Raw genomic sequence first — 24,118 nt, forward strand, 5'->3', positions numbered from 1 at the left:
ACCCGCGACCCGTCGTGCGCGGCACTCGATCAGGCCTTCGGGCTGCTGCAGTTCACCAGCTACAGGCTGCTGAAGATCCAGGTGGACGGCGCGTCGTATCCCGTGAGCCCACCCGGCTGGTTGCACGCCCCCAGGTCGAGCGACGCGAACGTGACCACCTGCGTGAGCGTCGAGCCCGCAAGCGCCCCGCTGGTGATCGGCCCAGTGACGGTCAGCACGTAGGTGCCGTTGACCGTCGTCGAGGTCGAGAACCACGACCAGGCGCTCGTGACGGTCGAGCCTCCGTTCCAGAAGATGGTCTGTGTCCCGCTTCCTCCGCCGAACAGCGTGGTGCGCGACTTCGTGACCTCGCCGCTGTAGTCCGCGGTGAACGACGTGAGCGTCGGGTGGGTCAGGCTCACGCAGGACGCTTGGTCGTGGCCCGTGACCTCCAGGGTCTGGACGACGTTCGTGACTCCGGGGTCGTACGTGCCGACCGAGTCGCCGACGCAGTTGACCACGGTCAGACTCGCTGCGGCTGGTGGCGCCGCGAGCAGGCCGGCGGCGGCCAGGAGTGCCGTGCTGGCGATGGCGTAGAGGTACCTCTTCATGGCTCACTCCCCAGGTGGCGAGCCGGCCCCGGTCGACACCGAGATGATGGCCCCGACTCGCCCATCCTCGGAGCGTCAGCCCGATCGCGCAGCCATGCAGTTCCCAGCATCAGGGGTCGCCGGTGCGTGCCTGCCTAGCCCGAGAAGACCGCCGCCAGCGCGCTGCCGTCCAGGTCGGCGAGGAGCTCGGCGACATCGGTGTAGGTCTCGACGGCACCGGCCTCGGTGAGCTCGTGCGCACCGACCCCGCCGCTGAGGACGCCGACGCACGGCACGCCGGCCCGCTCGGCGGCGACGGCGTCCCACACCGAGTCCCCCAGGAAGACGGCCTGCGAGGCCTCGACACCTGCGGCCTCGAGCGCCACCTGCACGAGCTCGGGTTCCGGCTTGGACTCCTCGACGTCCTGCGCCGACGTCACGGCGTGCAGCAGGTCGTCCACGTCGAGCACCTCGCGCAGGCGTTCGAGCATCTCGGGGGACGCCGACGTCGCGAGCACCGGTCGCGCACCTCGTTCGCTGATGGTGCGCACGAGCTCTCGTGCGCCGTCGAACGCTCGCAGCAGGTGGGCGGACTCCGCCGCGTGCCGGGAGTGGTGCTCCTTGACCTGCTCCGCCGTCTCGTCCGACAGCTCCGCGCCGCTGAGCTCCGCCACGCGGGTCACCAGCTGTGGCCCGGCCATGCCGAGGGTCCGGTGCACGCGCCAGGCGTCGATCTCGATCCCGACGTCGCGAAAGGCGTGGACCCACGCGTCGACCTGCATGTAGTTCGAGTCGACCAGCGTCCCGTCGACGTCCAGCAGCACCGCGCCCGTCATGCGGGCCGCCGGTGCGGGGACACGGTCTGTGCGTCAGGAGTCATCTGTCGATCCTGCGGGCAGAGCCGCTATCCCGCCACCTCGGCGCTCAGGCGGGAGCGGCCGGGCCCAGGTGGTGCTCCAGCACCTCGAGAGGACCCTCGTCCGGCGTCGGAGGCTCGAAGGCGTCGAGGTAGCGCAGCGCGGTCTCGCGGGTGACCAGCACGTCGTCGGGCCCGGAGCCGGTACGGCGGGCGAGGCGCTCGAGGACGACCTCGCGCGGCGCAGGCAGGTAGATCGTCACCGGGACCACTCCGAGGGGGCGCAGCAGGTCCCGGTACTCGTCGCGCATGGCGCGCGACCAGAACGACAGGTCGACGACGATGTCGCATCCTGCTCTCACGAGGTCCACGCACTCGCGCTGCAGCTCCGCCTTCAGCCGGTCGGTGACGTCGTCGGGCAGGGGGTGATCCCGGAAGCCCTCGCGCCAGGCGGCGACGTCGAGGGACAGGCGTGCCCAGCCCTGGGCCTCCAGTGCGCGGGCGCGCGTGGACTTGCCGAACCCGGCGGGACCGCACAGCAGGAACACCCGGCTCATGCGCCGAGGCTAGCGCGCCGGGCGCGGGCTGCCGCGATCATGCGGCTTCTCGGTGCTCTCGGTGTCCTGCACGGGCTGGCTCCCGGAGATCGTCGAACGCGTCGCCGCGGGTCCCGTCGGTGTCGCCGATCGGGTTGCCGTGCCGGTCGCGGAACTCCCAGCAACCCTCTCGCCAGCGCATCGTGACGCCCTGTCCGTCGACCCGGTCGTGGTGGTGCCAGCACAGCAGCGCCCCGTTGTCGACGCTGGTGCTTCCGCCGTCGGCCCAGTGCGTGACGGCGTGGTGGACCTCGCACCGGCTCGGTGGTTCCTGGCATCCGGGCCAGGTGCAGTACCGGTCTCGCGCGATCACGGCCCGACGCAGCTGTCCGGTGACGGTCCGGCGACTTCGACCGACGTCCAGGACCTGACTGTCCGGTCCGAAGACGATCCGGGACATCTCGCTGTCACAGGCGAGCCGGCGCAGGAGCGACGACGGCAGCGGGCCGCGTCCGTCCGCGAAGACCGGGAGGTCGTTGCCGGCGAGATGGTCGTCGTCTGTCCCGTCGCGCCTCCCGTCCTCTGTGCCATCACCGGCGTGGGCGTCAAGGACCCGGTGCGGACCGACGCCGGAGGTTCCCGCCGCCGTGCGGGCGGCGTCGGCGGCTGTCGTCGTGGAGGCGTGGTCCGTGGAGGCGAGCGCCCTGCGCAGCTCGCCGAGGCCGACGGTGACGTTCAGGTGGGGGCGGACCGACGCACCGGTGCCCACGGAGGCGTTGTCGAGGGCGATCCGGGCGAGGTCGGCGATGCCCTGGGCCCTGCGCTGCGTGGAGGTCCGGGTGTCCGCAGCAGCGGGCGCCCCGACGACGCTGTCGAGCGCGGCGCGCAGTACCTGCCCGTGCTCCTCGGTGAGGAACCCCGCCACGTGGTAGCCGTCCCAGGTGGGCGAGATCTCGAAGAACTCCTTCTCGCGGGAGCGGGCGTACCCGCGCTCGTCGGACTCGGGGTCGGCGACGTGCGCGAACCGTCGCAGCATGCGACGGAAGGGGCCGACCGGGTAGCGCGTCGCGAGACCGATCAGGAACTCCTCACCGGTCGGTGGTACCTGGTCATCGGACGTCGCAGCCGCTCCTGGCTCGTTCGCACCGGGCGCCTCCACCGGAGCCGCCAGGGCCTCACGGCGGGCCCGAGACGTCGGGGCGACGTCCACCATCGCCCGCACGTGGTCCGCGCCGACGGTCCCTCGAGCGGCCGCGAGGGCCGTGGCGGGCAGCACGTCGCGAAGGGTCTTCGCCGTTCGCACCTCGCGGCGCGCGGTGGCCAGTGTGACGTCCTGCGTCCGGGACAGCCAGTGCGCGAACGACCGGGACCCGTCGAGAGCCCACGCCCCGGCGTCGTCGAGCTCCGCGAGCCACCGCAGACGGACGGCGTCGAGTCGCTCCTCGATCGTCCGGAGCCTCGCGGTCAGCCCGGCCAGGGCGCCGACGTCGTCGCCCTGCGTTGCGGCGGCCAGGCCGTCGGCGGCCAGGCCGTCGGCTGCCAGGGCGTCGACGGCGGAGTCGAGCGCGGCGAGCGCGTCCTGCGGCGTCGTCATCGTCCCCCCTGGTCGTCGCGGCGGGCACTTCGGCTCCGCCTGCACGCCGATCTTATCGAACAGACGTTCGAACTACCAGGTCAGCAGGGGTATTCTTCGAATCTGTGGACGGCATGACGGTCCACAGGCGCGGCCGTGGCCTCCAGGCCTTGCAACGGCTGACGGGTGACCGGCGTGGGCGGGCCGCGGCGTCCGCTCGAGCGCACCCGGCGCACGCTGGAGCGCATCCGGCGGGACGACCAGGTCAGCGCCGCGTCAGCCGCACCACGGGGATCTGGCGGTCCGTCTTGCGTTCGTAGCCCGCGAACTGCTTCGCCTCGGCCTTGATCCGCTCCCACGCGACGGTGCGGCCCTCGCCCTGCAGCTCGGTGGCGGAGACGGGGATCGTCTCGCCGGCGAGCTCGATGGTGACCGCGTCGGGGTGGGCGGCCAGGTTGCGGTACCAGCCGGGGTTCGCCGCGTCGCCGCCGGAGGACGCCACGACCAGCCAGGCGTCGCCGTCGGGGAACCACGCCAGCGGGGTGGAGCGCGGCTGCCCGCTCGTGCGGCCCGTCGTGGTCAGCACCAGCAGCCTGACGCCCAGCGTGCTGCCCCGCGCGCGGCGGGCACGCCAGGACGCGATCCTGTTGGCCCACTTCATGAGCGGGCCACCGGGTATGCCGGCGCCGTACGTGCCCTGCGGGTGACTGAAGGGCATGGATGGGTTCTCCCTGGTCGGCGGTGACGTGCTGCTCCGACGAGGCTACGCGGCCGGGGCAGAGCCACCGTCACTGCAGCCCGAAGCCACCGTCCGTCGTCAGCCGCTGACCCACCATCCACGACCCGGCCGGGCTCACGAGCCAGCCGATGAGCCGGGCGGGGTCGGTCGGCTCGCCCCAGCGGCCGAACGGCGTCGCCGCGCGCAGCTCCTCGAGCTCTGCCAGGGGCCGGTCGGTGGTGCCAGGGTCGAGGTAGCCGGTGTTCACCGGTCCCGGGTTCACGGTGTTGAGGACGATGCCCAGCTCGAGCAGCTCGGCCGCCACGGTCGCGGTCACCCCGGCCAGTGCCGCCTTGGAGGTCGCGTAGGCGACCTCGCCGCGCATCGGCCCGGCCTCCTGTCCCGAGGTCATCCACACCACCTTCGGCGCGGTCGCCGGGTCCGACGGCGCAGCAGGGTCCGACGGCGCGGCGCGGCCCAGGCGTTCGCCGGGACGCGACGTCGTGCCCGGCTCGTCCCGGCGAGACTGCTGGGCGAAGCGGCGGGTCAGGAGCAGCGTGGAGCGGGTGTTCGTCGCCCAGAACGCGTCCAGGGCGGCCGCGGACATGTCGAGGATCGACCCGTCACCGCCGCTGCGGGCGTGGTTGCACACCAGGATCTCGACCGTTCCGGTGAGCGCTCGCGCATCGTCGAAGAGCTCGTCGACCTGGGCGGGGTCGCGCAGGTCCCCGCCCTGCGCACCGCAGACGGCGTCGCCCCGCAGCGCCTCGCGGACACCATGCTCGACCGCGTCGAGGTCGTCGGCGCCCCACGGCTGGTCGGCGTCGTGCGGGGCGTAGTGGTGGGTGAACACGTTCGCGCCGAGCCCTGCGAGCTCGCGGGCCACGGCGTAGCCGATGCCCTGGCGTCGCGAGACACCCGTGACGAGCGCGGTGCGGCCGGCGAGGGGAAGGTCGTGGTGGGTCATGCCGGTGACCGTAGCGACGAGGCCGCCGCGCGGCCGAGCGGATATCCGACCCGGGTGGCGCGCCGTTCGCCGCACCTCGGCCCCGCCGAGCACCTCACCCCCCGACGAGCGCCTCGCCCAGCGGGGTGCGCACGTGCACCACGCGCGCACCCTCGCGGTGGGAGTCGACGAGCCGGGCGGCGCGCAGCCGGGACAGGTGGTGGGACGCGGTGGAGATCGCGAGCCCTTCGGCGGCGGCGACCTCGCTGGTGGACAGTGGCGCTCGCAGCGCGAGGAGCACGCCGGCCCGGCCGGCGCCCAGGACGCCGGCCAGCGCGTCCGGCGTGCCGGTCGGTTCGTCCGCCCATCGTTCGGAGATCCCGAGCGCCGGGTAGAAGAGTGTCGGCTGGGCCGGAGGTTCGGTCACGACGGCGCAGCGCGGGGCCATGACCGACGGCGCCAGGACGAGGCCGCTGCCCGCGCAGTCCAGCACCTCGCCGTGCAGCCGCAGCCGCACGTGCACCGCGTCCGTCCCCCAGGTGACGGCCTCGTGCAACGTGTCGACCATCGCGCCCAGGCCGTGCGTCGTCGTGCGGCGCGAGCGCGTACCGACGTCGGCGCGCAGGAGGCGCTCGAGCTGCAGCCAGTACGGGGCCAGGACGGCGTCCCACACCTGCTGCCAGGCGTCGGCGACGGCGGCCCGTGTCCCGACCAGGTCGTCCGCCAGGGCCTGTAGGAGCCGTTGCTCGGCGCCGCTGGTGCGGGCGACGCGCTTGAGCAGGTCCACCCGCATCGGCTCCAGGGCGGTCTCACGGAGCCGTTCGACCTCCTCGTCGGGGTCGAGGTCCCAGCCGGGCGTGGAGGTGAGGAAGTCCGGGACGTACCCGTCGGGGCCGACCAGGAGCCGCAGGAGCCCGAGGGCGCGCGACGGGACGTCGTGGCGCGACCGTCGCACCCAGCCCCAGTGCAGCGGGTGGTACTCCGGGCGGCCGAGCACCCGGACCGCGTGCGCGAGCTCGTGACCGGGGGAGATCCCGAACCGGATGGCGGAGAGGTCGCCCGGCGTGAGCCGGAACTCGACGTTTCGATGCACATCGAAACTCTAGGCACCGGGCGGGGCGCTCGCCAGGCTTGTCCCACCCCGGCCGCACGGACCGGGAGCAGCAGCACCTGGAGGAGCCATGACCTCGGTCGTCACCGCGGACGCGATCCGCATCCCGGGCTCGCGCACCCTGCGCTTCGAGGGGCGTGACCACGGGTCGGAGGTCTCGTTCTTCCTCGTCACGAACGAGCCGGGGCAGGGACCAGGGCCGCACCGTCACCCCTATACCGAGACGTGGTCCGTGCTCGAGGGCGAGGCCACGATCACCGTCGGCGACGAGACCGTCGTCGCCCGGGCCGGGGACACCGCCGTCGTGCAGCCCGGCGTCTGGCACGGCTTCACCAGCACCGGGGCCGGCACCCTGCGCATGATCTGCATCCACGCGTCCGCCACCATGATCCAGGAGAACCGCTGATGTCCTTCCAGGCCTACCTCGACGCCGTCGAGACCAAGACCGGGCTCACCCCGCGCCAGCTCGTCGACGCCGCCACCGAGCAGGGGTTCGGCACCGGCAGCAAGGCGACCCCCGTGGCGACGTGGCTCAAGGAGACGTACGGGATCGGCCACGGCCACGCGATGGCCATGACCCACGTGATCACCAAGGGTGACCGGATCAGCAGCAAGCACGTCGGCTCCGACGGCGCGCACCGCGACGCGAGCGACCGGCTGTGGCTCGACGGGAAGGACTCGCGGCCCGACGACTGGTGAGGGACCGGTCAGGCGTCGGCCCCGAGCCGGTCCTCCACCTCGAGCCCCGCGCTGTGCGGCAGTCACGGGTCGGGGAACGACCCGCTCCCGAACAGGATCCGGCGCGCGGCGGCCCGCCCGGGCGGCGTCCGCAGCAGCGCGATCCCCGCCGCCGCGGCCGCCGGCGTGCGCACCATCGACAGCCCCCGCCGCATCGTCAGCCGGCCGCGGAAGCGTGCCCGCAGCGCGGCGCCGTCGTAGCGACGCAGCACGTCCCGGCGTCCCGTGCGCAGGGCGTCGTCGAGGACGTCGACGGCGTGCTCGGACAGCCGCAGGCACGGGTCCAGCCCGCCGGCGGTCAGCGGCGAGACGGCCCCCGCCGCGTCCCCGACGAGCAGCCCGTGCGGGCTCGCGATCCGGCGCAGCAGCCCGCCGACGGGGATCGGTCCGCCCCGGCGCTCCAGCTGCGCCCCCGGCCCGACGGCGGCAGGCCCGGTACCGTCACCTGCCGTCGCGGCGTGGCCCGGACGCGGCACGCCGTCGAGACCCGGTGCCGTGGCCGCGAACTCCCGCAGCGCCCGCCTCATCCCGCGGGGGTAGCGCTCGGCGTAGCCGGCGACGCCCACGTGGACCTGGTGGCCGTCGTCGAGCACCCAGGCGAGGTAGCCCGGCGCGAGGCGGGGGTCGACGACGCAGTGGAACGCGGGCACGACGTCTCGGCGGGGCGCGGCGTAGACCTCTTCGGCCCCGACGAGCATCTCGGTGTTGCGGCCCAGGCCGAGCTCACGGGCGACCGCCGACCGTGCGCCGTCGGCCCCCACGACGAACCGTGCGTGCACCCCCGCCGGGCCGTCCGGGCCGTGCAGCACGTGGCGCCCGTCGCGGCGTCCGGCGTACCGGGTGCCGAGCAGGATGCGCACGCCGGCCGCCGCTGCCGCGCGCGCCTGGGTGACGTAGAGCGGTGCCATGTCACCCACGCGGTACTCGTCGTGGGCGCTGTCGAGGACGACGGGGCGACGGTGCGACGGCGGGTAGAGCACCATGCGGCGGATCGGCGGGCCGAGATGCTCGGGCGGCAGGTCGAAGTCCTCCAGGGTGCGGCGCACGAAGATCCCCGTCGTCCGCACGGTGCCGTCGAGGCGGGTGCGGCGCTCGGCGAGCACGACGTCGTGGCCGCGCCGGGCGAGCGCGGTGGCGGTGTGCAGCCCGGCCAGGCCGGCACCGACGACGAGCACGTCAGTCCGCATCCTCGACCCACTCGAGCAGGTCACCGGGCTGGCAGTCGAGCACGCGGCACATGGCCTCGAGCGTGGAGAAGCGCACGGCCTTCGCGCGGCCGTTCTTCAGCACGGCCACGTTCGCGGGGGTGAGGCCGACGCGTTCGGCGAACTCGCCGACGCTCATCTTGCGGCGGGCGAGCTCGACGTCGAGGCGGACGACGATCGGCATCAGATCACCCCGTCCAGGTCGGTGCGCAGCGCGGTCGCCTGCACGAGCAGGGCGCGCAGCACCACCATGAGCAGCCCGACGGCGGCGCCCACGAGCAGCGCCACCAGGAGCAGGGCGGCGGTGCCGGACAGGCCTTCGGCGGCGGCGACCAGCGCGCACGCGACGAGGACCAGCACCCAGGCCAGACCGACCGCCGCGAGGATGGCGTCGACCCAACGTCGCGAGCGTTCGGAGAAGATCTCGTCGTCGCGGACCATCGTCAGCAACCGCCAGGTGCACACGAGCACCACCTGCACGCAGGCGAGGACGACGACGGCGAGGGCCAGCAGGGGCCACCGGTACGGGGCGAGGTCGGGGTTCTGCTCGGCCGTGCGACCGAGGATCGCCGGGAGCGCGGCGACCTGCGTCGTGACCAGGGTGGCGAGCACGGCGGCGAGCAGGACGCGGAGCGGGACCACGAGGCGGGATGTGCGGGACATAGAGGGAGACTTGCGGGCTCGACTATCGAAAGTCAATAGGTAGTGACCGTTTCTCGATATCTTCACGAGGGTGACACCGGACCCGTCGCTCCCGATCAGCTCTGCGAAGAGACGCAGAGGGAGCAGAATCGAGAGGAGTGCGTTCAGCAGAGGCGAAGGAGCCGTCGATGGAGGACTGGCGCAAGGTCAAGCGGCTGGTGTTTGCGCGCCACAGCAACCCGTGGAGCATGTGGACGAGGTGGGCGAGCACCCCGCTGATGCTCGTCCCGGTGTGGCGACGCAGCCCGCGCGACGCCGCGCTGGTCGGCCTGTGGATGGCGGTCAACCCGGTGGTGTTCCGCGAACCCGCGCACGACCGGGCATGGGCGACCCGGGCGGCGCTCGGCGAGGAGCAGTGGATCGCCGAGCGCCCGATGGACACCGCGATGGCGGTCGACGTCGCCGCGACCGCCGCCTTGCTGGCCGCGATGGTCGCCGCCCATCGACGCCGCGCGGTGCCGGCCGCGGCCGCGACAGCACTGGGGATGGGGCTGCTGATGGCGTACTGGGAGCTGATGGCCCGCTACTACGACCGTCTGCTCGATGAGAAGGCCGCCGGCATGGAGGAGCACCTGGACCCGGCCACCTGACGACGACCCCGCTGTGCTTCTCCGGCGAGGGCCACCCGGGGACCGTGGCTGGGTAGCATGGCGCCCCGCACGAGATCGACAGGACCGGGACGATGACCGACGAACCAGAGCACCTCGTGCGGGACATCCGGGAGGCGTTGGAGGGCCTGCCTTCCCAGCTCGCCGCCGCGCTCTTCGACGTCGCCAACGACCTGAGACGGCTCGACGTGCGCCCCGACGTGGTGGAAGCCTTCTACCTGGCCGCCATCCACCACGGGGAGAACGACTCGTACCTCAATCTCGGCAACCTCTACGCGGAGAACGACGACCACGCGAAGGCGCTGGAGGCGTATCGGGCGTCGTGGCGGCACGGCGACGCCAAGGGCGCCTTCATGGCGGCGCAGGCGCTGGAGTCGGAGGGCTCGCTCGAGGAAGCGCGAGATGCCTACACCTTCGCGGCAGTTCAGTTTCCCGAGGCGAGCTACCGGCTGGCGCGGGTTCTCGACGCGATGGGTGAGCACGAGCGGGCGGCCGAGGTGCTCGAAGGCTCCGCGGAGAGCAGCTGGGAGTCGGCGGTGGACCTGGCCCTGGGCGCCTCGAAGCCGGTCGAGGAGGCGATCGCCCTGCTGGAACGGCACCGTGACCGGGGTGAGTCGGAGGTCGCCGTCACGCTCGGGCTGCTGTACGAGCGCGCCGGTCGCGACGCCGACGCCAGGGAGACGTGGCGCCGCGCCGCCGAGACAGGAGATGCTTTCGCGGCGACCAACCTGGGACTGGCTCTCGACGACGACGGTGACCGTACCGAGGCGGTCACCTGGTGGAGGTTCGCGGCGCAGCGCGGGGACGAGAAGGCCGCTGAGCTCTTGGAGGACCTCGCCACGACCGACTGATGCTGTCTCCGCCGCCGCCGGGCCCGACCCCGGTGGCACCCGGGCTACTCTGCGCGGATGGAGCGCAGATTCCGGCAGGTGGACGTCTTCGGCCAGGCCCCGTGCACGGGCAACCCCGTCGCGGTGGTGCTCGACGCCGACGGCCTCGACGACGAGGCGCTGCGACGGTTCTCGGTGTGGACGAACCTCTCGGAGTGCACGTTCGTGCTGCCACCGACGGTGCCCGGTGCCGACTACCGGGTGCGGATCTTCAGCCTGCGCACCGAGCTGCCGTTCGCCGGGCACCCCACCCTGGGCACCGCGCGGGCCTGGCTGGACGCCGGCGGCACCCCGGCGGCACCCCGGCGGCACCCGGCGTGGTGGTCCAGGAGTGCGGTGCGGGACTGGTGCCGGTGCGTCTCGACGGCGACCGGCTGGCCTTCGCCGCGCCACCGCGGCTGCACTCCGGCTCGGTCGACCCCGAGCTGCTCGACACGCTGGTGCAGATCCTCGGGATCGGGCGTGAGCAGGTGTTGGACGCCGAACGGCTCGACAACGGGCCCGGCTGGGTGGGCCTGCTGCTCGACGGCGCGAGCACCGTCCTCGACCTGCACCCGGACGCCTCCGCGCACCCGGGAAGGTGGGACATCGGGGTGATCGGTGCGCACGACCCGGGCTCTGAGTCGGCGTTCGAGCTGCGGGCGTTCTTCACCGAGGGGGACGAACCCCTGCGTGAGGACCCCGTGACGGGCAGCCTGAACGCGGCAGCGGCACAGTGGCTCCTCGCGACCGGGCGTGCGAGGGCGCCCTACGTCGCCGCCCAGGGCACCGCGATGGGACGCCGGGGCCGCGTCCACGTCGACACCGAGGACGGGCGGATCTGGGTCGGCGGCCGCGCCGAGGTGGTCCTGTCCGGCACGGCCGCGCTGCCGGCCTGAGCCTGCCGCTGGTTGCCGAATCCAGCGCGAGCACCCGATGCACGATGCTGTCGGAACTGACTGCTGCCAACAGCTGTCCGCGGTCGACGGGCAGGCCGACGCGTGCGTAGCTGATCTGCATCGAGGGGGCGGCCCCGGTGGAAGCGGGAGACGTGGAGCGCCCGGCTGCTCGGTCCAGCAGATCGCTGCCTCCATCAGCTCCGGCGAGCGATCCGACCACAGCTTCAGAAACGATCGTTTCTGGCGCGGTGCCGGGATCTGGCTGGAGTTGTCAGCGATCCCCGACATCCGCCCTGTGGCACCGGGCAGGTCGCCCTGCCCGGTAGCCGCGTCAGTAAGCGACGGCGAAGCGCTGCATCCGGTGCCGGGGCGTCTCGATCTCGTCGACGATCGCCAAGGCGTAGTCCTCGACCGAGATGGTGCTCTCGCCCTCGTCGTCGACGAGGAGGTCGTCGAGGGAGGTGCGGTAGGCGCCCGTGCGCTCACCGGGAGCGATGCTCGCGGCCGGGCTGACGTTGACCCAGTCCAGGTCGGTCACGGAGCGGTAGTGCTCCAGAGCGGCGCCGTGGGCGTGCATGATCTTCAGGAGGTCCTCCGGCAGCCCGGGGTTGTCCTGGACGAGCGCGCCGTCCGGGGTGCGCAGGGTGCCGGCGCCGCCCACGGCGATGAGCCGCGGTGCCTGGCCCCCGAGCGCCCGCAGGCCTTCGGTGAGAGCCTTGGCGGAGGGCTCGATCGTCGCGAGGTGGCCCTGGCCGTCGCGGCCGCCGACCGCGCTGACGAGCACGTCCTGGCCGGTTGCGGCCGAGCTGACCGACTGCGGATCCAGGACGTCACCGGGGGTGACGCTCAGGCGGGGGTGCTGGACGGTGACCTTCGCGGGATCGCGGACGACGGCGGTGACAGTGTGGCCCCGCTCGAGGGCCTCGCGGACGATGGCGGAGCCGAGGGTGCCGTTGGCGCCGAAGACGGTGATGTCTGACAAGGTGTAACTCCTTGGAGTGGTGGGGTCAGTGGTGGGTGTGAGGTGGGTCAGGCGGCGCGGTCGAGGTGCCGATCGAGCGCCTCGGTGAGCGCGGCGGCGCTGGAGACGGGACCGCCGAGACGGTGGGTGCCCGTCTCCGTGTGCAGCAGCAGGGTCGGGTAACCCTCGACGCCGAGGCGGCGGAGCTCGCGGAATTCCTCTTCAGCCTCGGCACGGGCGTCCGTCGAGCGGAACGCCTCGACGGCCGCGTCGGCATCCAGCCCGTGCTCCTCGGCGATGTCGCGGACGACCTCGACGTCGGAGAGGCTACGGCCGTCGATGTACCAGGCACGCTGCAGCGCGCTGGCGAGCACGAGAGCATTCTCCGGGGCCTGGCGGCGCAGTGCGACGAGCGCGGTGGCGGCGTCGGCCGAGTCCATGTGGGTCGTGCCCCCCTCCAGCATGCGCTGGTAGTCCTCGCCGAAGGTCACGCCGGTGAGATCGGCGATGCGCTGGTTGGCCCCCGGGATGTGGGGGTAGGCGCTGATCGGGCCCGCCTTGGCACCGGTGAACAGCCCGCCGGAGCGGACCTCGAGCGTGATGCGGTTGATGTTGTCGGCGGCGAACTGCCGCACGGCGGGGCCGAAGCCGTAGCACCAGCCGCAGTAGGCGTCGAACGCGTAGGTGAGCTTGGTGGTCATCGCTTCTCTTCTGGTCGAAGTCGGTCACGGTGGGTGTCGCCGGGTGTGGAAGAACTGTTGGCCCGTTCCTCACTGGCTGCTCCGTGATGACAACTACTCTGTGCCGGTCCGCGATGCTGGGAAAGGTGAGCTACGGTCCGGTTATGGTGAAAAACGGTCATGAGGCGGTGGTGCCGGTCCGTTATGCGCCACCGGGGACCGAGGCAGCCGGGGTCGAAGTGCTCTCGCTCGGCGTGCTGCACGACCGCCTGCGCAATCTTCACCGCGACAGCGGGACCGCGGGCCCCGGGCGAGGGGGACGCGTCGAGCGCCTGGAGTTCCACCTCCTACTCGCGCTCGACACGGGACTGCTGTGGCACATGGTCGACTTCTCCGACTTCGCCCTCGCCCCGGGGACCTGGCTCTGGGTTAGGCCGGGGCAGGTGCAGCAGTTCAGCGACTTGAGCGAGGCGCAGGGCACGGCCGTACTGTTCCAGGCCGACCTCCTCGACCGCATCGTCGCCGCGCAGGTACGGCTCGACGACCCCTTCGCGCCGACCGTGTGGCCGGTGGCAGGAGCCTCCGGAGCCGCGGTGACCCGCATCCTGAACGAGCTGGGACGCGCCCACCGCGACGTCGGTCTGACCGCGTCGACCCGGTCGGCGATCCTCCGGCACTTGCTGAGCGCGCTCCTCCTCCGCCTCACCGATCGCAACGTGCCGGTGGGCACGGTCGCCCCGGAGCACACCGAGACCTTCCAGCGCTTCCGTGCCGCCGTCGAGAAGGACTTCGCGCGGGCCCGCGACGTCGGCCACTACGCCCATCACCTGGGGTACGCGCCGCGCACCCTGACCCGGGCGTCCCAGGCGGCCGCGGGGGTGGGGGCGAAGGCGTTCATCGACCGCCGGGTCATCCTGGAGGCGAGGCGCCTCCTCGCACATGGGGAGGATCCCGTCGTCGTCATCGCGTATCGACTGGGATTCCCGGACGCGAGCAGCTTCGGGAAGTTCTTCACCCAGCGCACGGGCAGCACGCCCGCCGCCTTCCGCCACCGGTTCCGTACCGGCCGCCGCCCTCGGCCACGGCGCGGAGGGGGCACCGAGACGGCCGGCGAATAGGCGCGATGTTCTCGGAAGCCCGGAGCGACGCCCGTGACTCGTCACGGTGTGAGCCCGGCACCCCCACCGCGGTCGTGGTCATAGAAGCTAGGAGTGCGAGCCAGGGTGCGAGCGCTTCGCCCGTGGCAAGAGGGTTCCTCCTGCGAAGCATGCCGGCAGGTGTTCTCGGGGACTTCCGCCATGTGGCGGAGCACCCCCGCTCCGCCCGAGAAGCGTGAGTGCCCGATGGACGCCCAGCGGAAAGGCGTGAGGGGAACAGGCCCACCATCGCCGTCCGTGCCATTCGTCACGAACAAGACCCGCACACCTCGAAGTTACCTCGCTCACCGATCCCCATTCGGACGCGGCGACAGCCCTATGCAGAGGACTTCGACCACCCGTGCAGCCGACTTCGGACCTTGACAGGGGTGGCCGCGTGCGGGCCGGCCATCCACGGCACGGTGCGCTGCCCGCGCCCGTAGGAGGTCGAGGACGACAGCCGGTCGTAGTCCCCGATCAGCTTGGACAGAGACTAGAGGAACGCCACTTCGGAGACGCCGCCGCCGTAGACCTTGACGTTCGACGCGCTCCACAGCTTCTTCATCCCGGACTCGCCCCAGACCTCGACGCCCTGGGACCAGGACTGCAGGATCGTCATCGGCACGATCCCGCGCGAGCCGTAGTGCGAGTACAGGTTCGGCAGCTCGCGCCACCGGCAGACGTTGGCGGCCTCGTCGAGCACCCCGAGCAGCGGGGTGGCCAGGCGCCCGCCGGCAGACCGGGCGGCGAGCTCCTCAGCGGCCTCGACCACGGCGGGTCACACCGCTGGCGCGCCCCACCGGTTCACAGCACCGTCGCGAGCTGTTCCAGCGCGGCGAGCGGGTCGGGGCCGGCGGGCATCAGCACGTTCGACGTGACCCCCGCCGCCGTCAGCTCGTCGATCCGTGCACGGACCTGGGCGGGCGTCCCGGCGAGCGCGAGCTGCTGCACCCACTCCGCGGGCAGTCGCTCGGTGAACTCCTGTCGCGTGGCGCAGTCGGCGCGCAAGGCCGCGAACTCCGCCGCGAACGGCAGCGGGGCCAGGTGCGGTGCCCAGTCCGGTTCCCCGATCCACTCGAGACCCGGCCGCGCCGTGGTGACGGCGGCGTTCGGGTCCTGGTCGACGGCAGCCAGGTTGTAGGCGACGACCCGGTGCGCGCCCGGGGCCGCGATCTGCTCGCGCGCCGCGACCACGTACTCGGGGGTGACCGGCTCGGCCAGCACCGTCCCGTCCGCCACCCGCCCCGAGACTGCGAGGGACCGCGGCCCCCGGACGCCGAGCAGGAGCGGCGGCGAGGTCTCGGGCAGCGACGACGGTTCCAGCCGCAGGTCCTCGAGGCTCGCCCCCGCGACCGTGCCGGTCAGGGTGTCTCCCGCAAGGAGCGCGCGCACCCCTTGGGTGTACTCGTTCAGGAACGTCAGCGGCCGTTCCGGCCAGCACCCTGCCTGCCGCATCCAGCCCGGCATGCCGTGCCCGATCCCGACGACGACCCTCCCGGGGAAGAGCTGGCCGAGCGTCGCGATCTCCATCGCCGCGAAGGCGACGTTGCGCGACGCCGCGGGCAGGATCCCGATACCGACACCGATGCGCTCGGTGCTGGCCAGCACCGCCGCGGCCTGCGCGAAGCCACCACGGAAACCGAGGTCCTCGACGACCCACAGCTCGTCGAACCCGGTGCGCTCGGCCGTCCGGGCGTAGTCCAGCACCTGGTGCGCGGGCAGGTCACGCGGCAGCATCACACTGATGCTCGGGGTAGCAGTCATGGATAACTTCTATCAGAGTGCTGGTGGACGAGCCGCCCAGGTCTCAGAACTCCTCGTAGACCGCCGGGTCCTGGTCGTTGTTGCGCCCGTCGGGCCGGGCGAGCGCGGCGATGGCGTCGACGTCGTCGTCGGTGAGCTCCAGGTCGATCGCGGCGAGGTTCTGCCGCTGGCGTTCCGGGGCGGTGGCCTTGGGCAGCGGCACGACGTCGAGGTGGGCGTGCCACGCGAGGATCACCTCGGGGACGCTCAGGCCCCGGGCGTCGGCGATCCGCGCCAGCACCGGGTCCTGCAGCATCTCGTTCGCCCGTCCGATCGGGCTCCAGGCCTCGGTGACGATGCCGCGCTTGGCGTCGTAGGACCGTTGCTCCGCCTGCGGGAAGTACGGGTGCAGCTCGACCTGGTTGACCGCGGGCACGACGCCGGTCTCCTCCAGGAGCCGGTCGATGTGCTCCGGCAGGAAGTTCGACACGCCGATTGCGCGGACCAGGCCGCGCTCGCGCGCCTCGACGAGGGCCTGCCACGCCTCGACGTACCGGCGCTGGGCCGGGTTGGGCCAGTGGATCAGGTACAGGTCGAGGTGGTCCAGGCCCGTGCGGTAGACGCTCTCCTCGATCGCGGTGACCGCCGCGTCGTAGGTGTGGTGCCGGCCGGGCAGCTTCGAGGTGACGATCACCTCGTCGCGCGGCACGCCGCTCGCGCGGACCGCGGCGCCGACCGTGCCCTCGTTCTCATAGTTGAACGCCGAGTCGATCAGCCGGTAGCCCGCCCGCAGCGCGTTCTCGATGACCTCCGCACCGTGCCGTCCCTTGAGACTGGCGGTGCCGAACCCGATGCGGGGCAGGGTCAGGGCGCGGGTGGACGTGTACTCGGACATCGGTCCTCCTCGTGCGTGGGCGGTACGGCTCCGACAGCGACCGTACGCGCGGTCGACTCCCGTCGCTCGCCTCAGCTCAGCCGCCGCACCACCAGGGACTGCGCCAGCCGGCCGAACGACCCGGCCTCGTCGTGCAGGACGGCGGAGGTCACCCCGGCCCCGTCGGGACCGAACGTGACGGTGGTGTCCAGCCCCAGCCAGCCGCCGGCGGGCCGGCGGAACAGGTGCGCGGTGAGGTCGACGTTCGGGAAGGCCACCTCGCGCGGGTCGCTCCGCACGGTCATCCCGTTGGCCAGGTCCAGGAGACCGACGGTCCGGGCCAGCGTGCCGACGTCCTCGCCGTCGAGCAGCGGGACCCCGGTGCGTGCCCACACCCGCCCCCGGCCGGGGTTCTCCAGGGCGCGGCGGACCTCGATCGAGGCGACGAACCCGCCCGGCCAGTCCGCCGTGGGGTCCCACGCCGGGGTGTCCTGCGGGCCGGGCACGGCGGCCGGTGCGCCCGCCTCCAGCGTCGACGAGTCTCCCGTGGCCGTGAGCCAGGCCCGCAGCGTCACCACGCGGCGAGCACCGCAGTGCACCTCGGCCTCGACGAGCTCGACGCCGCGTCCCGGCCGCAGCACGCGCACCGCGGTGTCCATGACCTCCAGCGGGTAGGGGCCCCAGACGTCGAACGACAGGCGCGTCACGGCCAGGTCGTCGCGCCCCCGCGCGATCCGGTCGGTCTCGACGAGGTGGGCCAGGAGGCCGAACGTCGGCGCGACGTGCTGCTCGGCGGTGTTCCAGGCGCCGCCGACGGCGGAGGTCGGGTCGAACGTCGTGGCGCCGGTGCGTCGGAAGTAGCTCATGGCCGCCATCCTGGCAGGACGGATCCCGTGCTCGCGCGCACCCTCGCCCCGTCGTGGGAGGCTCGAGGAGCGACCGGCCCGCGACGATCGAGGAGCCTGATGACCCTGCGCCCTGCCGCTGCCCGGGTGGCGACCGCCTCCCTGGCACTGTTCCTGATGACCGGCTGCGCCGCGGACCCCGGTCCTGGACCCGCGTCCCCCGAGCCTGCCTCTCCGGCGGCAGCCGACCCGACGGGCACCCCCACCCCGGTCGCGACCGGCCTGGACGCACCCTGGTCGGTCGTCCTGCTCGACGGCACCGCCCTCGTCAGCGAGCGGGACAGCGCCCGGATCGTGGAGCTGGCCGACGACGGTTCGCACCGTGAGGTCGGCGTCGTCGCCGACGTCGAGCCCGCCGGGGAGGGAGGTCTGCTCGGCCTCGCCGTCGACGACGACCGCCGCCTCTACGTCTACTCGACCGGTCCGGGGGGCAACCGCATCGAGCGCTACGAGCTGACCGGCGAGCCGGGCGCGCTGGGCCTCGGGGCGCCCACCACCCTCCTCGACGGGCTGCCGTCGGCCCGCGTCCACGACGGTGGACGCCTCGCCGTCGGCCCGGACGGGATGCTGTACGCCGCGGTCGGCGACGCGGGAGAGCCGGGCCTCGCCCAGGACCTCGACTCCCTCGGCGGCAAGATCCTGCGGATGACGCTCGACGGCGAGGTGCCCGCCGACAACCCCTTCGAGGGGTCCCTGGTCCACAGCTACGGCCACCGCAACGTGCAGGGCATGGCGTGGGCCGACGACGGCACGATGTTCGCCACGGAGTTCGGCCAGAACACCTGGGACGAGCTCAACGTCATCACCGCGGGCGCCAACTACGGCTGGCCGGAGGTCGAGGGGATCGCCGAGCAGGAGGGGTTCGTCGACCCGGTCCAGCAGTGGGAGCCGTCGCAGGCGAGCCCGAGCGGCATGGCGCACGTCGACGGCACGCTGTTCGTCGCGAACCTGCGCGGCCAGGTCCTGCGGGCGGTCCCCGTCGACGAGCCCGGCACCTCGACCGATCTCTTCGAGGGGGAGCACGGGCGGCTGCGGGACGTCCTGCCCGGGCCGGACGGCGGGCTCTGGTTCGTCACGAACAACACCGACGGGCGGGGAGACCCGGGCGCGGACGACGACCAGGTCCTCACCGTCGACCTCCCGTGAGACGTCACCGCAGGCCCCGGCCGGCGGCGTAGGTCGCGGCGGCCGCGCGCGAGCGCAGGCCGAGGGTCAGGTAGATGTTGGCGACGTGCCGGTGGACCGTGTGCTCGCTCAGCTGCAGTGCCACGGCGATCTCGGCGTTGGTGAGCCCGCGCGCGAGCAGGCGGAGCACCTCGGACTGCCGGGGCGTGAGCGGGTCGGAGCGTGCGCCGAGGATCGCCCGTGCTCTGTCGAGCGCGGGGCCGGACTGCAGCGTCTCCAGCGTCGTCAGGGCAGCGGCGGCGTGACGGCGCGCGGCGGACGTGTCGCCGAGCGCGAGCAGGGTCTCCGCGAGGTCGAGGCGGCACTCGGCCTCGTCGAGGGGGAGCCGGGCGTCGTGGAGGTGGCGCACCGCGGCCTGCTGGTGGGGCAGCGCCTCGACGGGCTCGCAGAGCCGGGCCTCCGCCGCGGCGGAGGTGCCTCGCAGGAAGTCCGTGCCGACCGTCGCGGCGAGCGCACGGAGCCGGGCGGCGGCCTCGCGTGCCTCGTCGTGGTGGCCGGCGGCGATGCCCGCGGCCACGGCCACGGCCAGGACGTCGACCTTCTCCCACGGGTGCCCGGGCGCACGGAGCAGCTCGCTGATGATCGACCAGGCTCCGTCGGCGTCGCCGGCCGCGAGCCGGACCTGCGCGAGGCCGGTCATGGCGCCGGGGTAGGAGGACGCCTGCTGCAGCAGCATCTCGGCCTCGGCGAGCCGGCCCTGACGGCGGCGGAGCTCACCCAGCAGCCGGACCGCCTCGTCCCGGGTCTCCCGACGGGAGTGCTCGAGCCGGTCGAGCACTCGCGTCAGGCTCGCCTCGGCCTCGGAGATCTCTCCCTGGGCCAGCAGGACGGAGGCGTAGCGGGTGCGGCAGACGAGGAAGAGGGGCTCGAGGTCGCGCCGTTCGCAGATCTCCGCGACCCGGACGCACCACTCGCGGGCGCGGTCCAGGTCGTGGGCCTCCTGGCAGGCGGTGATGAGCCAGCAGCACACCTTGCCCATCCACATCAGGTCCTCGACGTCCCCCGCGGTGGCGGCCGCCGACGCCGCGTCGAGCAGCTCCATCCCGGCCGTCACCTCCCCGCGTCCGACGCGAGCGAGCCCGGCCAGCGCCTGCGCGACGACGACCAGGTCGCCGTCCGCCGTGCGCGTGCCGATCTGCTGCGCCGTCGTCGCGGCGTCGAGCGCCGCATCGGGGTCGTGGTCGAGCGCGAGCGCCAGCTCGGCCCGGCGGACCGCCAGCCAGCCGGCCTCGGGGACGTCCGTGCGGCCGCCGAGCAGGTCGGTGGCTCGCGCCAGCCATCCGCGCCCGACGGCGACGCCCGCGCCGAAGAGGACCGAGTCGTGCGCCAGGGCGGCGGCGGCGCGGGCCGCGCCCCGGACGTCGCCCGAGGTGCGGTAGCTGCGGTAGGCGGCCTCGCGCGCGCTGAGCGCGAGCTCGGCGTCGTCCAGCCACCAGGCGGCCTGCGCGAGCCCTTCGTGATCCTCGGCGGTGGCGTCCCCCGCCGTCAGCGCGGCGAAGCCGGTCGCTGCCTCGCGCCAGCGACCGGCCCTCAGCGCTGATCTGGCGCCGACGGGGTCCATCTCGTCAGCCTGTGCCCCGTCGGCGGGCTTGGCAACCCTCAGGCGTCGGCCCGGGCGCCGCGGGCGAGGGCGTGCACGTCCGCGGTCGTGAGCGGGTTGCCCGCGATGCCCCAGTCACCGCTGGTCACCTCGTGGACGACGCACCACGTGACCGGGCGCATCGCCTCGCCCTCGACGCTCACCATCGCGTCGGTGAGGCGGCTGATGATCTCCTGCTTCTGACGGGGGGTGAAGACGTCCTTGATGACGTCGACCTGGACGAGAGGCATGGTTCGTTCCTTTCTCGGGTGCCGCTCCCGGGGTGGGATCGACTGGGTCCAGGTTCTGTCGCGAGACCCTGCGGGCGCTTCGACCGGACGGGCCAACTTCGCAGGACGGTCGCGGTGGCCCGATCGGGCCACCGACGAGATCGGCACCGCCCGGACCACGTACGGTCGGTGCGTGCCACATGCAGACCACATCGACGTCGCCCTTGCCTGGATCGGACGAGCAGGCCGCCCCTGGTTCCCTGTCACGGGAGAGGTCCACTACGCCCGGCTCCCGCGCGAGCGCTGGTCCGAGGTGCTGGGCCACGCCCGCGCCGGCGGGCTGACCTCGGTGGCCACCTACGTGTTCTGGCAGGCTCACGAGCCCACGCCGGGCGAGCTCCGCTGGGACGGGAACCTGGACCTGCGCGCCTTCGTCGAGCTGGCGGGCCGGCACGGGCTCGAGGTCGTGGTCCGGCTGGGGCCGTGGGCGCACGGGGAGGCCCGCTACGGCGGGTTCCCGGACTGGCTCGTCGAGAGCGACCTCGCGCTGCGCACGGACGACCCGGGCTACCTCGCGCTGGTGCGGCGGTTCTACGGTGCGACGATCGACCAGCTCGCCGGCCTGACGCACGCGGACGGCGGCCCGGTGGTCGGTGCGCAGATCGAGAACGAGCTGTACGACCAGCCCGAGCACCTGGCCACGCTGCGCAAGATCGCCGAGGAGGCCGGCCTGCACCTGCCGCTGTGGACGGCGACAGGGTGGGGTGGCGCACTTGTACCAGAGGGCCTGCTGCCGGTGTACAGCGCGTACGCCGACGGGTTCTGGGCCGAGGCCGACGAGGAGTGGCCGTCCTGGTCGCAGGTGCACTTCCGCTACTCCCCGGTGCGCGACGACCTGGGCACCGGCGCGGACGTGCGCGAGGCCCTCGACGGAGTCGTGACGGACGGCGGCGTCACGGTGGACGACGGCGGGGCAGCGGGCGAGGTGCAGGACCCGGGCACCCCGTTCATCACCTGCGAGCTCGGCGGGGGCATGCACGTCGCCTACCACCGCCGCCCGCTCGTGCAGCCCGCGGACGTGGCCGCGCTCGCCCTGGCGAAGATCGGCAGCGGGTCCGTCTGGCAGGGCTACTACGTGTACGCCGGCGGCACGCAGCGGGTCGGGGCGCACGGCACGGAGCAGGAGTCGCAGGCCACCGGGTACCCGAACGACGTCCCGACGCTCTCCTACGACTTCGGGGCTCCCGTGGGGGAGCACGGGCAGGTGCGCCCCCACCACCACCTCCTGCGCCGCCAGCACCTGTGGCTGGCCTGCGACGGCGAGGCGCTCGCCGCGATGCCCGCCACCGTGGGCGGTGGCAGCGACGACCCGGCGGAGCTGCGGTGGGCAGTGCGGTCGGACGGACGGCGCGGCTACCTGTTCGTCACCACCTACCAACCCGCTCGTGCGCCCCTGCCGGCGCAACCTGGTGTGCAGCTCACGGTCGACCTGGACGACGGCCCGGTCATCGTCCCGACCGCGCCGGTGGACCTCCCCGCCGGGGTCTCGGTCGCCTGGCCGTTGCGCTACCCGCTCGCCGACGGGGTGGTGCTGCGCAGCGCGACGGCCCAGCTCGTCACCCGGCTCGACGACGTCGTCGTCCTCGCCGCGACCGAGGGGGTGCCGGTCGAGCTGGTCCTCGACGGCGAGGTCGCCGTCGGCGGTCCCGTCACCACGCGGGCCGCCGACGGCGCCACCGTCGTCACGCTCGACGTGCCGCCCGGCCCGGGGACGGTCGTCGAGCTGCCGGGCGTGCGGGTCATGGTGCTCGACGACGTGACCGCCGACCGGCTCTACCGGCTGGAGCTTGCCGGCCGCGAGCGCCTGGCGCTCGCCGATGCCCCGGTCTACGCGCTGGACGGAGAGCTGGTGGTGCACGGTGACCGGCCGCAGGCCGAGGTGTCACTCTTGCCCGGTACCGACGTCGCCGTGGCAGGGGCCCGCGGCGCCGCACGCGGCGGCGGCTGGGTCACCTGGGAGGTGCACCTGCCCGGGGCCGGCACGCACGAGCTGGAGGTCGACCCTCGCCCGGTGGCGCCCGCCCCGCCGGAACCGACCCGCGGCGGGCCGATGGACCGGCTGAGCGCACCCACCGACTTCTCGGGGGCGGCCCGCGTGCACCTGGAGGTCCCGGCCGAGGCGCTGGCCGGCGTCGACCGGGCGCTGCTGCGCCTGGACTGGACCGGCGACGTCGGACGTGCCCTGGTCGGCGACGAGGTGGTCGGCGACCACTTCTGGCACGGCCCGGACTGGGACGTCGACCTGACTCCCTGGCGCGAGGAGGTCGCCCGCGACGGGCTGACCCTCGAGCTGCTGCCCTGGCGGCGGGACACCGGCGTGTGGGTCGACCTGTCGGTGCGGGACGTGCCCGACGGGATCGCGGTCCGCTCGGCGAGCGTCGTGAGGGTGGCTCGGGCAGTGGTGGAGGTCGCAGCGGTCAGTCGAGCGGGGCGACAGGCCCGGTCGACTCGCGCCACATGATGCGCTGCAAGGGGGACTCGGACGCCGGCGGGTCCTCGTCGCGCAGCGTGGCGAGCAGGAGCCGCATGGCCCGGCGGCCTCCCTCGCGGAAGTCCACGTCGATCGTCGTGAGCGACGGCATCGTGTACTCCCCGAAGTCGGCGTTGTCCCAGCCCGTCAGCACCAGGTCGCCGGGCACCGTCCAGCCCCTCTCGGCCGCCCCGCGCAGCACGCCGACGGCGAGGTGGTCGTTCGCGGCGATCACCGCCAGCGGCGGCGCGTCGTCCGGCAGCGCCAGCACGGCTTGACGGCCGGTCTCCGCGGGCCACTCGCCACCGACGACGCCGAGCGACTCGACCCCGAGACGCTCGACCGCCGCGAGGTACGTCTCGCGCCGTGCGCGTGCGGAGGCGTAGTGGTCCGGCCCCGCGACGTGCAGGAACCGACGGTGCCCCGCTTCGGCCAGCGTCGACACGAAGACGTCGAGCAGGCTGGCGTCGGCGAGCTCGCCGGTGCTGTGCATGTTCTCGTCGAAGGCGGTCGCGGCGAGCACCGGCGTCGTGCTCCGGTCGCTCGAGAGGGCAGAGGGCAGCACCGGGACGAACGTGAGGATGCCCTCGTACTGGCCGCCGACCGCCAGCTCGAGCGTGCGGTCGGTGCGCTCGGCGACGGTCTCGTCGATGCTGTGGGTCTCCGTGACGTACCCGGCGGCGTGGGCGACCTCGCTCGCACCCTGCACCATCGCGAGCTGGTTGTCGAACGTCATGCCGGTGATCACCGCGAGCCGTCCGGAACGGCGCGTGCGCATGGACCGGGCGGCGAGGTTCGGCCGGTACCCGATGGACTCGGCGACCTCCATCACGCGCTGGCGGGTGCTGGCCGAGACCGCTCCCTTGCCGGTGAGGGCGTAGGACACGGTCGTCTGCGAGACGCCGGCGATGCGCGCGACGTCGCGACTGGTCGGCGGGGTCGAGCCACCCATCGTCGGCCTCCCT

26 protein-coding genes and 2 pseudogenes are annotated in these 24,118 nt (G+C 73.4%); 9 read left to right on the plus strand and 19 right to left on the minus strand.

Features of this window, described 5'->3' with window-relative positions:
• Window positions 1–59: 59 nt before the first annotated feature.
• The 7 genes from HDG69_RS00350 to HDG69_RS00380 form a co-directional block, all read right to left on the minus strand.
• Window positions 60–590 carry a hypothetical protein gene (locus tag HDG69_RS00350; RefSeq protein WP_171781807.1) on the minus strand — a complete coding sequence of 177 codons (531 nt, stop codon included), beginning with the start codon at window positions 588–590 and terminating at the stop codon, window positions 60–62.
• A 134-nt stretch (window positions 591–724) separates the two neighbouring features.
• Window positions 725–1,405 carry an HAD family hydrolase gene (locus HDG69_RS00355; protein ID WP_171781808.1) on the minus strand — a complete coding sequence of 227 codons (681 nt, stop codon included), beginning with the start codon at window positions 1,403–1,405 and terminating at the stop codon, window positions 725–727.
• An 88-nt stretch (window positions 1,406–1,493) separates the two neighbouring features.
• The gene (locus tag HDG69_RS00360) at window positions 1,494–1,982 is read right to left on the minus strand and encodes a P-loop nucleotide/nucleoside kinase family protein (protein WP_171781809.1); all 489 of its coding nucleotides are present in this window, start codon (window positions 1,980–1,982) and stop codon (window positions 1,494–1,496) included.
• Window positions 1,983–2,019: 37 nt separating this feature from the next.
• Window positions 2,020–3,555, minus strand: a complete 1,536-nt coding sequence (locus HDG69_RS00365; protein WP_216645123.1) for an HNH endonuclease signature motif containing protein — start codon at window positions 3,553–3,555, stop codon at window positions 2,020–2,022.
• Window positions 3,556–3,799: 244 nt separating this feature from the next.
• Window positions 3,800–4,252, minus strand: coding sequence for a nitroreductase/quinone reductase family protein (locus tag HDG69_RS00370; protein ID WP_171781810.1), 453 nt, complete (start codon window positions 4,250–4,252; stop codon window positions 3,800–3,802).
• 70 nt (window positions 4,253–4,322) lie between these two features.
• The gene (locus tag HDG69_RS00375) at window positions 4,323–5,219 is read right to left on the minus strand and encodes an SDR family oxidoreductase (protein WP_171781811.1); all 897 of its coding nucleotides are present in this window, start codon (window positions 5,217–5,219) and stop codon (window positions 4,323–4,325) included.
• A gap of 94 nt (window positions 5,220–5,313) precedes the next feature.
• Window positions 5,314–6,291, minus strand: a complete 978-nt coding sequence (locus tag HDG69_RS00380; protein ID WP_171781812.1) for a DUF5937 family protein — start codon at window positions 6,289–6,291, stop codon at window positions 5,314–5,316.
• An 88-nt stretch (window positions 6,292–6,379) separates the two neighbouring features.
• Between HDG69_RS00380 and HDG69_RS00385 the strand changes: the two genes are divergently transcribed.
• Window positions 6,380–6,715, plus strand: a complete 336-nt coding sequence (locus HDG69_RS00385; protein ID WP_171781813.1) for a cupin domain-containing protein — start codon at window positions 6,380–6,382, stop codon at window positions 6,713–6,715.
• On the plus strand, window positions 6,715–7,008 hold the full coding sequence (locus HDG69_RS00390; protein ID WP_171781814.1) for a DUF4287 domain-containing protein: 294 nt from the start codon (window positions 6,715–6,717) through the stop codon (window positions 7,006–7,008). Before HDG69_RS00385 ends, HDG69_RS00390 begins: the two co-directional genes overlap by 1 nt.
• A gap of 62 nt (window positions 7,009–7,070) precedes the next feature.
• On the opposite strand, the gene HDG69_RS00395 is transcribed toward HDG69_RS00390, so the two are convergent.
• The 3 genes from HDG69_RS00395 to HDG69_RS00405 are packed head-to-tail and all read right to left on the minus strand — an operon-like array spanning window position 7,071 to window position 8,915.
• Window positions 7,071–8,234, minus strand: coding sequence for an NAD(P)/FAD-dependent oxidoreductase (locus HDG69_RS00395; protein WP_171781815.1), 1,164 nt, complete (start codon window positions 8,232–8,234; stop codon window positions 7,071–7,073).
• Window positions 8,224–8,436, minus strand: a complete 213-nt coding sequence (locus HDG69_RS00400) for a helix-turn-helix domain-containing protein (RefSeq protein WP_171781816.1) — start codon at window positions 8,434–8,436, stop codon at window positions 8,224–8,226. Before HDG69_RS00400 ends, HDG69_RS00395 begins: the two co-directional genes overlap by 11 nt.
• Window positions 8,436–8,915 carry a DUF2975 domain-containing protein gene (locus HDG69_RS00405; RefSeq protein ID WP_171781817.1) on the minus strand — a complete coding sequence of 160 codons (480 nt, stop codon included), beginning with the start codon at window positions 8,913–8,915 and terminating at the stop codon, window positions 8,436–8,438. Before HDG69_RS00405 ends, HDG69_RS00400 begins: the two co-directional genes overlap by 1 nt.
• Window positions 8,916–9,082: 167 nt before the next feature.
• Between HDG69_RS00405 and HDG69_RS00410 the strand changes: the two genes are divergently transcribed.
• The 4 genes and pseudogenes from HDG69_RS00410 (at window position 9,083) to HDG69_RS00420 (ending at window position 11,330) form a co-directional block, all read left to right on the plus strand.
• Window positions 9,083–9,544 carry a DUF6653 family protein gene (locus tag HDG69_RS00410; RefSeq protein ID WP_171781818.1) on the plus strand — a complete coding sequence of 154 codons (462 nt, stop codon included), beginning with the start codon at window positions 9,083–9,085 and terminating at the stop codon, window positions 9,542–9,544.
• 92 nt (window positions 9,545–9,636) lie between these two features.
• Window positions 9,637–10,413: a tetratricopeptide repeat protein gene (locus HDG69_RS00415; RefSeq protein WP_171781819.1), complete on the plus strand. Its 777-nt coding sequence runs from the start codon at window positions 9,637–9,639 to the stop codon at window positions 10,411–10,413.
• A 57-nt stretch (window positions 10,414–10,470) separates the two neighbouring features.
• Window positions 10,471–10,680 (plus strand): annotated as a pseudogene (locus HDG69_RS19485) (PhzF family phenazine biosynthesis protein); the annotation flags it as partial.
• An 89-nt stretch (window positions 10,681–10,769) separates the two neighbouring features.
• Entirely contained in the window at window positions 10,770–11,330 is a 561-nt protein-coding gene (locus tag HDG69_RS00420; RefSeq protein ID WP_343036187.1) for a PhzF family phenazine biosynthesis protein, read from the plus strand.
• Window positions 11,331–11,661: 331 nt separating this feature from the next.
• Here the strand turns inward: HDG69_RS00420 and HDG69_RS00425 are convergent, their stop codons facing one another.
• Entirely contained in the window at window positions 11,662–12,312 is a 651-nt protein-coding gene (locus HDG69_RS00425; protein WP_171781820.1) for an NAD(P)-dependent oxidoreductase, read from the minus strand.
• A 47-nt stretch (window positions 12,313–12,359) separates the two neighbouring features.
• Window positions 12,360–12,992 (minus strand): DsbA family protein, encoded by a 633-nt coding sequence (locus HDG69_RS00430; protein ID WP_171781821.1) that lies wholly within the window; start codon window positions 12,990–12,992, stop codon window positions 12,360–12,362.
• Window positions 12,993–13,210: 218 nt separating this feature from the next.
• Between HDG69_RS00430 and HDG69_RS00435 the strand changes: the two genes are divergently transcribed.
• Window positions 13,211–14,089, plus strand: coding sequence for a helix-turn-helix domain-containing protein (locus HDG69_RS00435; protein WP_216645124.1), 879 nt, complete (start codon window positions 13,211–13,213; stop codon window positions 14,087–14,089).
• A gap of 436 nt (window positions 14,090–14,525) precedes the next feature.
• Here HDG69_RS00435 and HDG69_RS18770 read toward each other — a convergent pair.
• The 4 genes and pseudogenes from HDG69_RS18770 to HDG69_RS00455 all read right to left on the minus strand — a co-directional run.
• A pseudogene (locus HDG69_RS18770) lies at window positions 14,526–14,882 on the minus strand (TraG/TraD/VirD4 family protein); the annotation flags it as partial.
• A 29-nt stretch (window positions 14,883–14,911) separates the two neighbouring features.
• Complete coding sequence (locus tag HDG69_RS00445; protein ID WP_171781823.1) at window positions 14,912–15,871, minus strand: LLM class flavin-dependent oxidoreductase; 960 nt, start codon at window positions 15,869–15,871, stop codon at window positions 14,912–14,914.
• Window positions 15,872–15,914: 43 nt separating this feature from the next.
• Complete coding sequence (locus HDG69_RS00450) at window positions 15,915–16,745, minus strand: aldo/keto reductase (protein ID WP_171781824.1); 831 nt, start codon at window positions 16,743–16,745, stop codon at window positions 15,915–15,917.
• A 71-nt stretch (window positions 16,746–16,816) separates the two neighbouring features.
• Window positions 16,817–17,590 carry a thioesterase family protein gene (locus HDG69_RS00455; protein WP_171781825.1) on the minus strand — a complete coding sequence of 258 codons (774 nt, stop codon included), beginning with the start codon at window positions 17,588–17,590 and terminating at the stop codon, window positions 16,817–16,819.
• A gap of 99 nt (window positions 17,591–17,689) precedes the next feature.
• Between HDG69_RS00455 and HDG69_RS00460 the strand changes: the two genes are divergently transcribed.
• Complete coding sequence (locus HDG69_RS00460) at window positions 17,690–18,775, plus strand: PQQ-dependent sugar dehydrogenase (protein WP_171781826.1); 1,086 nt, start codon at window positions 17,690–17,692, stop codon at window positions 18,773–18,775.
• A gap of 4 nt (window positions 18,776–18,779) precedes the next feature.
• On the opposite strand, the gene HDG69_RS00465 is transcribed toward HDG69_RS00460, so the two are convergent.
• Together HDG69_RS00465 and HDG69_RS00470 are read right to left on the minus strand one after the other, a co-directional pair.
• Window positions 18,780–20,375, minus strand: coding sequence for a LuxR family transcriptional regulator (locus HDG69_RS00465; protein ID WP_171781827.1), 1,596 nt, complete (start codon window positions 20,373–20,375; stop codon window positions 18,780–18,782).
• Between the two features lie 38 nt (window positions 20,376–20,413).
• Window positions 20,414–20,644: a tautomerase family protein gene (locus HDG69_RS00470; RefSeq protein WP_171781828.1), complete on the minus strand. Its 231-nt coding sequence runs from the start codon at window positions 20,642–20,644 to the stop codon at window positions 20,414–20,416.
• A gap of 172 nt (window positions 20,645–20,816) precedes the next feature.
• Between HDG69_RS00470 and HDG69_RS00475 the strand changes: the two genes are divergently transcribed.
• The gene (locus HDG69_RS00475; RefSeq protein ID WP_171781829.1) at window positions 20,817–23,144 is read left to right on the plus strand and encodes a beta-galactosidase; all 2,328 of its coding nucleotides are present in this window, start codon (window positions 20,817–20,819) and stop codon (window positions 23,142–23,144) included.
• Here the strand turns inward: HDG69_RS00475 and HDG69_RS00480 are convergent.
• On the minus strand, window positions 23,101–24,105 hold the full coding sequence (locus HDG69_RS00480; RefSeq protein ID WP_171781830.1) for a LacI family DNA-binding transcriptional regulator: 1,005 nt from the start codon (window positions 24,103–24,105) through the stop codon (window positions 23,101–23,103). The genes HDG69_RS00475 and HDG69_RS00480 overlap by 44 nt on opposite strands.
• Between the last annotated feature and the right edge of the window lie 13 nt (window positions 24,106–24,118).

The organism is Isoptericola halotolerans (assembly GCF_013149785.1).
GTDB classification, from domain to species: Bacteria; Actinomycetota; Actinomycetes; order Actinomycetales; family Cellulomonadaceae; genus Isoptericola; species Isoptericola halotolerans.